The organism is Mycobacterium sp. ENV421 (assembly GCF_002887815.1).
In the GTDB taxonomy this organism is placed as follows: Bacteria; Actinomycetota; Actinomycetes; order Mycobacteriales; family Mycobacteriaceae; genus Mycobacterium.
Window position 1 is genome coordinate 1 of record NZ_PDHO01000103.1, and the last position, 2,704, is coordinate 2,704.

At 61.9% G+C, this 2,704-nt stretch carries 3 protein-coding genes and 1 pseudogene; 2 read left to right on the forward strand and 2 right to left on the reverse strand.

Features of this window, described 5'->3' with window-relative positions:
* Positions 1-76: 76 nt before the first annotated feature.
* A pseudogene (locus tag CRM90_RS29780) lies at positions 77-442 on the forward strand (IS1634 family transposase); the annotation flags it as partial.
* Positions 443-470: 28 nt separating this feature from the next.
* Positions 471-989, forward strand: a complete 519-nt coding sequence (locus tag CRM90_RS29785; protein WP_102810424.1) for a carboxymuconolactone decarboxylase family protein — start codon at positions 471-473, stop codon at positions 987-989.
* Between the two features lie 448 nt (positions 990-1,437).
* Here CRM90_RS29785 and CRM90_RS31535 read toward each other — a convergent pair whose 3' ends face one another.
* Positions 1,438-1,854 (reverse strand): transposase, encoded by a 417-nt coding sequence (locus tag CRM90_RS31535; RefSeq protein ID WP_158249091.1) that lies wholly within the window; start codon positions 1,852-1,854, stop codon positions 1,438-1,440.
* A gap of 88 nt (positions 1,855-1,942) precedes the next feature.
* A partial coding sequence (locus tag CRM90_RS29800; RefSeq protein ID WP_233209601.1) for an IS110 family transposase occupies positions 1,943-2,704 on the reverse strand: 762 nt, incomplete at its 5' end.

The window sequence follows — 2,704 nt, forward strand, 5'->3', positions numbered from 1 at the left end:
CACCAGGCACGACCCGCCGCCGGTCGGCATAACCCCAACATCGGCATAACCCTTCTTATCCGGATCTCGGGATAACAAGGGCTACGTGACCAACGTGCCGGTCACCGTGATGTCGGCCGCCGAGGTCATCGCCAAGTACCACGACCTATGGCACGTCGAGAAGTCGTTCCGGATGTCCAAAACGGACCTCGATGCCCGACCCATGTTCAACCGGATGCGCGATGCCATCGAGGCCCACCTGACCATCGTGTTCGCCGCTCTGGCCGTCTCCCACGCCATCCAATCGCGCACCGGACTATCCATCGCCAAGGTCGTCAAGCAGTTCCGGCCGCTGCGCAGCGCAACCATCAACATCAACGGCGCCACCCAGACCTTCCCGCCGGAGATCCCCGACGCCGAGCGCAAGATCCTCACCGATCTCGGCTTCAACCCTGGGTACTAAGCGAAATGTCCAAACTCAGGGCGTACCGATGCTCGACCGCGAGCAGGCCCAGCTGCGGGCCGCCGAATGTGGGTTGCCCGAAGAGTTGGCAGACCTGTCGGTATTCCGCGTGGCACTTCATCAGCCGCGTGTGGCAGTGGCGCTGCACGGACTGCTCGAGGCATTGCTCTTCCGCGGTTCCCTTGACGCGCGGCTACGCGAGCTGATCATCATGCGCATCGGCTGGATCACCGGCTCCGAATACGAATGGACCCAACACTTGCGAATCGCCACACTGCTCGGTGTCTCTGAGCATGATCTCCTCGCGGTGCGCGACTGGCAGAACTCCGAACACCTCGGGCCAGTCGAACGTGCGGTCCTCGCAGCGACCGATGATGTAGCACGGGACGGGGTCATCTCCGGGGAAAACTGGAGTGCGTGCTATGACGCCTTCAGCGGTGATTCCGCGGTCCTGGTCGAACTCGTTGCTGTAATTGCGAATTGGCGACTCTTCTCGATCCTGCTTCGATCCCTGAATATTCCGCTTGAGTCCGGTACCGACGGCTAGCCACCCGATGGGCGAGCTCCTCGGCGTGGCGATTGAGCGAAAAATGTGGACCGGTACTTGACCGAAGCGGTCAGCGCCCCAATCGCCAGACCACGACCCGTGTCGTAAGTGGCCAATTCCTCTCGGACACGATTTCTTGGCTGCAAGTATGCAAAACTTGCCCTGAGCTCGATCGCAGCGGGCCCTTGCATTTGCTGATATTGATTGGGCATCGGTTTGATGTCCTAAATCTGTCGTACGACGGCAACGGCAAAAACCCTCCGCCGCAATACCTTCGGATGCAGCTGGATGAAAGGCGACCAACCACCATGACATCGACCGTCTCGGCGTCGCCAGCACCGCGGACGAACCGGTGTGTCGGCCTGTTGCCACCTCGCGTCCGACTTGCGCAGGTCAATCTCTCAGGTCGCAGTAGCCGCGCGCAGTAGCAACGTGTACAAATCACGGTTCAGCGAGTGTACAGATAGCGCTGTTCATCGAAGGGTTGTTGGGATCGAAGCAGTCGATATGCCAGGCGGCATGCGTGTCGGGCAAGCGCGACGCGGGCTTGGATTGGTGCCATTCCGCGGCCTCGGAGTTGGGCGTCACGTTCGGCGAATGACGCTGAGTTTTGAGCCAGTCCCCAGGCGATCCCCATCAGAGCGTCGCGGTGTTCGGCAAGTCCTTGTCGCGAGATCCGCCCCCGTCGATTCAGCGTCGCTGACTGATAGAGCGCGGGTGCTAAACCTGTTGCCGAGTAAAGATGTTCGGCATCGGGGAAGCGTTCGATGGGAAGGCTGTGTGCGGCGAATGCCGCAGCACGAACAGAGGCAACACCGGGCAACGTGGTCAGGATCTGGCCGTCGGTCTCGGCGAGTAGCGCCACAATTTCGACATCGAGGGCATCGATATCTGTCCGGAGCCGGCAGAACCGATCCAGGTCACGACCCAGTCGTTGAGCACGTGGCTCCGCATCAGCCGGCGGAGGCAGACACCTGCGCCACCGCTGTAGCCAGTATTGGGCGGTGCTGGTCGTCAATCGGCCCGGGGCCCGGCAGATCAGTGACCGCAATTGCGGTGGTCGTCCTGCAAACGCGACAGCGCACGCCAGTACCGCAAGACCAGTGGACGTCTCCAGCGCCAGCGATCGCCCATGACCGGTCGGCGCTGACAATCCAGGACAGAGGGCATTGAGCTGGTCGTGCAACCGCTGCTGAGCGGACCTTTCGGTCGGCTACCAACCCTCGGCGATGTCGCACCGCCGCCCGTAGCGCTTCTACTGCGGACTGCTGGCTGTAGCGTCGGCCACCGCCCTGACGCGCCATATAGGTCAACGCCGCGCAGTCGCGATCATCGGTTTTGAACCTGCCCGAACCTAGCTGAGTACGAGCCGATTTCGTCTCCGAGGGCGCGAACAGCCGCACTGAACCAGGATGGCGTCGTTCCAGTTCGGCGACCCACGGGCGATGCAGGCTGCCGGTCGCCTCGATCGCGATCACGGGCCTCTCAGGGCCGTGCTTGTTCAGCGCCAGTTCCAACTGGGAGATGCCTTCTCGCGAGACCGACAACGACATCGGATCAGCAAGAAGGCCGGACCCGTTACTGATCCACACCCGATGGAATGCCTTGCCAGGATCTACCGCGACGATCACCGTCGCTGGATCAAGCGCGATCTCCAACAGGTCGTGTCCGGGATCCGGTGTAAATGGGGAGCACGGGCGTAGGTTCCGCTTCAC

What these genes read in the sequence shown, in the direction of transcription:
- CRM90_RS29785 (WP_102810424.1), top strand. Translation starts at nt 471, where the DNA reads ATGCTCGACCGCGAGCAGGCCCAGCTGCGGGCCGCCGAATGTGGGTTG.